The organism is Actinoplanes sp. NPDC051411 (assembly GCF_040682075.1).
GTDB lineage: Bacteria > Actinomycetota > Actinomycetes > Mycobacteriales > Micromonosporaceae > Actinoplanes.
Window position 1 is genome coordinate 54,737 of sequence record NZ_JBFBAD010000066.1, and the last position, 6,222, is coordinate 60,958.

Here is a 6,222-nt window from a genome sequence, read left to right on the forward strand (position 1 = left end):
CGGTTGCGTGGACGCGACGACGAGCTGCGCGCGCTGGGCCTGCTCGTCGAGGCGGCGGCGCGGGGTGACGGCGGCGCGGGGTGACGGCGGCGCGGTGGTGGTGCTCGGTGAACGGGGCTCCGGGCGTACGTCAATGGCGGCGCAAGCCACCGCCGCCGCAAGCGGATTCGCGGTGTTGAGCTCGGGCGGAAGCCCGGGGGAGGCCGACCTTCCCGGCGCGTGCCTGCACCGCCTGCTGCGCCCGGCCCGCGACGCCTTCGCCGAGCTGGCGCCCCATCACGCCGAGGCCCTGCGCAGGGTCACCGAGGGCCGGCCCGGTGAGCCGCTGACTCTGCCGGCGGCGCTCCTCGAACTGCTGTGCCGTCTCTCTCCCGCGCTGTGCGTGATCGACGACGCCGACCTGGCCGACGCGGTGTCCCTGCGCGCTCTCGCGTTCGCGGCCCGCCGGCTCGAAGGCTCCCGGATCGCGATGGTCCTCGCCGTGCGGAGCCCGGCCGAGTTGCTGGCCGGGCTGCCGGCCGTGACGCTGGGACCGCTCGGGCGGGAGGACGCCCGCGCGCTCCTCGACGACCTCCCCGGGCCCCGGCTGCCGGGCGACGTGGCCGGGGCGCTGATCGCGGTGGCCGACGGCAATCCGCTCGCCCTGCGCGAGCTGGTGGCCGGCCTCGACGCGAGGCAACGCCGGGGTGAAGCCCCGCCGCCGGACAGCCTGCCGCCGGACAGCCGCCTGCGCCGCGCCTTCCGGGCCGCCCTCGACCGCCTGCCCGCCCCGGCCCGCCGCATGGTCGTGTGCGCGGCGGCCGACCCCGAGCTGCCGGTCGAGGAGCCGGCCGCCTTCGAACCGGCCGAGCGGGCCGGACTGCTGCGGGTGGCCGGCGAGCGACTGGTCTTTCGCCCGGCGGTGTTGCGGCGGGTGGCCTACCGGGAGGCGACGGTCGCCGAGCGCCGGGAGGCCCATCGGCTACTGGCCGCCGTCGTCGCGGATCCGCTGCGCCGCGACCTGCACACCGCCTCGCTGACGGCCGGCACCGACGACGCGCTAGCCGGACGGCTCGCCCGCCACGCCGATCACGCCGCCCCGGCCGCGGCCGCCGGCGCCCTGGAGGCGGCGGCGCGGGTGGCCACCGACCCCGCGCCCTACCGGATCGCCGCCGCGCGGCAGGCTTTCCGGGCCGGAGAACCCTGGCGGGCACGGCTCCTGCTGCGCCAGACCGCCGCCTCCGCCGAGTCCGAGATCCTCGCCGGCGAGCTGGACCTCCGCATCGACGGCCGGCCCGCCGCCCGCCGGCTGGTCGCGGCCGCCGCCGAGCTGGTCGAGCGGGACCGCCGCCACGCGCTCGACGCCCTGGTGGCGGCGGCCGACGCGATGGGCCGGACCGGTGACTACCAAGGCTTTCCCACACTCGCCCGCCAGGCCGAGGCGCTGCGCCACCCCGGCGATCCACCCGTGATGGCACTGCTGACCGACTATCTGACCGGTTCGGCGGCGATCTACCGAGGGGACTACCGGGGGGCGGCCGGCCCGCTGCGCCGGGTCCGGACCGCGGCCGTACGCCTCGACGAGCATCCGGCCCTCATCCGCGCCTGTGCGGCCGCCTTCCTGCTCGGCCACGACGCCGCCGCCCGGTCGCTCGGTGACCGCGCCACCGCCCTGGCCCGCGAGAGCGGCGACGTCAGCAGTGTCCCGCTCGCGATGGAGTTCGCGGCCGGGGCCCGGTTCGCGCTGGGCCGCCACGACGAGGCCGTCTCCGACCTCCAGGAGAGCGCCGATATGGCCCGGGAGAGCGGCCAATGCGGTCTGGCGGGCGGCAATCTGGCCCTGCTGGCCGTTCTGGCCGCCGTCCACGGTGACCCGGCCACCGCCCGGTTGCGGGTGCGCGAGGCCGTCGCCTCCCCGGGCAGCCGTGGCCGGGCGCTCGGGGACTGGGCCCTGGCGACCGTCGACCTGCTGGCCGGCCGGCACCGCGAGGCGGTGGCCCGGCTGGTCCCGTTGATGGCGACCGGCCACCTGATCGTGCGGATCGCGGCGACACCGTTCGCCGTCGAGGCGGCCGTCCGGGCGGGTGAGACCGTCTTCGCCAAAGAGCTGACCGAGACGTTCGACCGCTGGGCCCCGCACACCGGCAACCCGGACTGGCTGGCTCTCTCGGCCCGCTGTCACGCGCTGGTCACCGGCGACGACGAGCACTTCGTCCGTGCGATCGACGCGCACGCCCAGGGTTCGTCGGAGTTCGAGCGCGCCCGCACCGAACTGCTCTACGGCTCGCAGCTCCGAAGAAAGCGGCGGCCGATCCGCGCGCGCGAGCATCTGCGGTCGGCGCTCGACGCCTTCGAGCGCCTGGAGTGCAGCTGGTGGGCCGCGCACGTGGCGGGCGAGCTGCGGGCCGCCGGCGAGCCTCCGGTCCGGCCGAGGGAGCGGCGCGCCCTGACGCCTCAGCAGACGCGGATCGCGGAACTGGTCGCCAGCGGGGCGACCAACCGTGAGGTGGCGGCCAAGCTGTTCCTCAGCCCGCGGACCGTCGACCACCACCTGCGCAACATCTTCACGCGCCTGGGCATCCGGTCCCGGGTGGACCTGGTCCGCCTCATGACCTGAACGCGGCGGCCCGGGCCCCCCCGGCCTGTGAACAAACCCGGCAGCACGCGTTGGAACGGAAGTTCGACACCTCACGGTTGCTCGCCAGCCCGCAAGTGAACGGCGTGAACCGGGTGTCGCCCGAGACGAACCGCTTCATCCACGAGACCAGCACCTGCGACACCACCGGGTCGGCACTCTGCGGGAAGAAGTGGCTCTGCCCGGCCAGCTCGACGTAGTCCTTCGACCCGCCGAGCGAGTTGTAGAACGGGATCGACATCGAGGACACCGGCGCGATCGTGTCGGCCTGGCCGCCGATGATCGCGACCGGCGCCCGCACCGAACTCCAGTTGCTGCTCAGGTCCCACGGCGCCAGCGGCACGCCCGCCTTCAGCGTCGAGTCATCCTTCAGCGCCTCGAGCGTGCCTCCGCCGCCCATCGAGTGGCCGGCCACCGCGCGCCGCGCCGGGTCGACCCTGGCCCGCACCGCCGAGGGCGACGAGTTGGTGGCCCAGCGCAGGGCGGCCAGCAACTCCTGGCCCCGCTGGGCGGGCTGGTCCAGAGTGGAGTTGGTCTCGATGCCGACGACCACGAAACCCCAGGAGGCGACTCGCGGCCCGAGCCAGGCCAGGCTCGACCAGTACGCGGTGTAGCCGGGCACGATGGCGATCACCGGGTACTGCCCGGCGGTCGTCGGGTAGTACACCCGGCCGCCACCGAACCCGGAGGCGCCGGTGATGGCCGTGTTCGTGGTGGCGAAGCTGCCGTTGCCGCCGATGTCGGCGCTGGTCGGTGCCTGTCCGACCTGGTCGGCGAGGGCCGGCTGCTGCGTCGCGACGAGACCGGTGAGGGCGAGCACGAGACCGGCGGTGGCGGCGGTCAGGCGGTGTCTGAGCTGGTGTTTCACGAACGACTCCCTCCGGAGCGGGAACGTATTGATGTCGATGAGTCTGTGCGCCCGCCCGGTGCGCGGGCATCGGCGAAATCACCAGTCATCCCCCGCGCGGGGGACCCCGATTGCCCACCTCGCGGTGACGCCCGTCGATCCGCGAATCCCTAGCGTTCTCGGCATGACTTCGACCGGACTCTCACGCTTTCCGCGGTGGTTGCGGCCCGGGGGCGTACGCGGATTTGTTCTGCTCCTCGCCTTTTTCGCGCTGATCCTGGTCGCCGGACCGATCGAATCGGCCGCCGCCGGGCACGCCGTCCTCGGCCTGATCGCCGGCGCGGTGGTGGCGGTCGGGGGCGTCCTCGCCTACCGCGCCCTCGTCGGCCGGCTCGAACAGCGGCCGGTCGACGAGATGGCGCTCGGCGAGGCCCGGCGCGGGGTGCTGCGCGGCCTCGGGCTCGGGCTGCTGCTGTTCGGCATCACGATCGGGGTGATCGCGATGTTCGGCGGCTATCGCATCGCCGGCTGGGGTTCGGTGAGCGGCACGATCGCCACGTTCGGCATCATGTGCGGCGTCGCCGTGACCGAGGAGATCCTGTTCCGGGGCGTGGTGTTCCGGCTGGTCCAGAAGTGGGCCGGCACCGCGATCGCACTGACCGTCTCCGGCCTGCTGTTCGGCGCGCTGCACCTGTTCAATCCCGGGGCGACGCTGTGGGGCGCGCTGGCCATCGCGGTCGAGGCGGGCGTGCTGCTCGGGGCCGCGTACACCGTGAGCCGCAGCCTCTGGCTGCCGATCGGCCTCCACCTGGGTTGGAATTTCGCCGAATCCGGCCTGTTCGGCGCCACCGATTCCGGGTCCGCCTTCCACGGCGGCCTGGTGCGGGGCGTGCCGCACGGCGCCGACATCATCAGCGGCGGCGGGTTCGGGCCCGAGGCGAGCATCTTCGCGATCGTGATCGGCGTGCTCGCCTCGGTGTGGCTGCTTCGCTCCACCCGGCGGCGTTGAGCGTCGTGCCTCGCTACGCTGCTGCCGTGTCCCGTCCTTCGTCGTTGGCCCGCTTCCGTGCGTCGTTGGCGCGCTCCGGTTCGTCGTTGGGCCGCTCCGGTTCGCGGCTGGGCCGCTCCGGTTCGGCGTTGGGCCGCTTCGGTTCGCGGCTGGGCCGCTCCGGTTCGCCCTTGGCTCGGGATGCCGCGCTCGGCCTTGCCCTGGCGCTGGTTGCCTTCGTGCCGCCGCTGGCGACCCACGGGACACGGCTCGGCGAACTTCCGCACCGCCCGGTCGACGCTCTGGCCGTCGCCGCCGCACTGGCCCAGTCGCTGCCGCTGGCCATGCGCCGGCGGTGGCCGGCGGCCACCCTGGCGGTGGTCGCGGCCGGCTTCGCGGTCCAGGAGCTGCGGGGGTACGCGACGTTCGCGAGCGTGGGCCTCCTCGTCGCCATTTACAGCGCGGCCGCCTATCAGGTCCGCTTCCGCCGCTGGACCGCCGTCTGCGCATCCTCGGGCTTCGCGGCGCTCGCGGTCGGCCTGCATCTGCTCGGCTCGACCAACCGGGTCGCCGACTACGTGGTGTTCTATCTGATGCTCGCCGCCGGATGGCTTCTCGGGGTCTACGTGCGGACGCTGCGCTCGACCGCCGCGCTGCGGCGCCGCGCCGAGGCCGAGGCGGCGAGAGCCGACGAACGGGCCCGGATCGCCCGCGAGCTCCACGACGTCGTCACCCACCACGTGACGGCCATGGTCGTGCAGGCCAACGCCGCCCAGTTCCTGCCGCTGGACCCGGCGCGCTCCAGCCTGACCGCCATCTCCTCGACCGGAAAGCAGGCCCTCGGCGACCTCCGCGAGCTGCTCGGCGTCCTCGACCCCGCCCGGTCGTCGCCCCTTCACCCCGGTCATCCCGGCCTCACCGCGCTGCCGTCGCTGATCGAGCAGACCCGGGAGGCCGGGCAGCCGGTGTCGCTGATCGAGGAGGGCTCGCCACCGGAATCGCTGGGCACCGGCCGGGAACTGACCGCCTACCGGGTGGTGCAGGAGTCGCTGACCAACGCCCTGAAGTACGCGACCGGCCTCCCCACGGTGGTCCGGCTCGGCTACCACCCGTCCAGTTTGGACATCTCGGTGACCACCGCGGCTTCCGGCCCGGCGGTCGTCAACGGCTCGGGACGCGGGCTCGCCGGGCTGCGGGAGCGGGTCGAACTGTTCGGCGGCACGCTGTCGGCCGGGCCGAGTGACGACGGCGGATTCACCGTCGCCGCGCACCTGCCGGCCGCCGGGGAGTCGGCGTGATCAGCGTGCTGGTCTGCGACGACCAGGCGCTGATCCGCGCCGGCTTCGTCACCATCTTCGACGCGCAGCCCGACATGACGGTCGCCGGCCAGGCCGCCGACGGACGGGCGGCCGTCGACCAGGCCCTCCGCCTGCGGCCCGACGTCGTCGTCATGGACGTCCGCATGCCGGTGATGGACGGCATCGAAGCGACCCGCGCGCTGGCCGGCACCGGCGTCGCCGACCCGGTCAAGGTCCTGGTCGTGACCACGTTCAACGTCGACGAATACGTCTACGAGGCCCTCCGCGCGGGCGCGAGCGGCTTCCTGCTGAAGGACGCCGACGCGGCCCAGCTGGTCGACGCCGTCCGCACGGTGGCCCGCGGCGAAGCCCTGCTGGCCCCGGCGGTGACCCGGCGCCTGATCGGCCGCTACGCGACCCGCGTCCGCCCCGCCCCGGGGGCCGCGGGCGCGGGGGGCGGCCGGGCCCCCCCCCC

The 6,222-nt window shown here is 74.6% G+C and carries 5 protein-coding genes; 4 read left to right on the plus strand and 1 reads right to left on the minus strand.

What is annotated here, in order from left to right:
- Positions 1-64: 64 nt before the first annotated feature.
- Complete coding sequence (locus AB0M88_RS31645) at positions 65-2,596, plus strand: LuxR C-terminal-related transcriptional regulator (protein WP_364108775.1); 2,532 nt, start codon at positions 65-67, stop codon at positions 2,594-2,596.
- On the opposite strand, the gene AB0M88_RS31650 is transcribed toward AB0M88_RS31645, so the two are convergent.
- Entirely contained in the window at positions 2,586-3,482 is an 897-nt protein-coding gene (locus AB0M88_RS31650; protein WP_364108777.1) for an alpha/beta hydrolase, read from the minus strand. The genes AB0M88_RS31645 and AB0M88_RS31650 overlap by 11 nt on opposite strands.
- A 163-nt stretch (positions 3,483-3,645) precedes the next feature.
- Between AB0M88_RS31650 and AB0M88_RS31655 the strand changes: the two genes are divergently transcribed.
- The 3 genes from AB0M88_RS31655 to AB0M88_RS31665 all read left to right on the plus strand — a co-directional run.
- The gene (locus AB0M88_RS31655; RefSeq protein WP_364108779.1) at positions 3,646-4,470 is read left to right on the plus strand and encodes a CPBP family intramembrane glutamic endopeptidase; all 825 of its coding nucleotides are present in this window, start codon (positions 3,646-3,648) and stop codon (positions 4,468-4,470) included.
- Positions 4,471-4,640: 170 nt separating this feature from the next.
- Positions 4,641-5,747: a histidine kinase gene (locus tag AB0M88_RS31660; RefSeq protein WP_364108781.1), complete on the plus strand. Its 1,107-nt coding sequence runs from the start codon at positions 4,641-4,643 to the stop codon at positions 5,745-5,747.
- A partial coding sequence (locus AB0M88_RS31665) for a response regulator transcription factor (protein ID WP_364108783.1) occupies positions 5,744-6,222 on the plus strand: 479 nt, incomplete at its 3' end. The genes AB0M88_RS31660 and AB0M88_RS31665, both read left to right, overlap by 4 nt.

Excerpts from the sequence above, each read along its gene's own strand:
- AB0M88_RS31655 (WP_364108779.1), top strand. The coding sequence starts at position 3,646 with ATGACTTCGACCGGACTCTCACGCTTTCCGCGGTGGTTGCGGCCCGGG.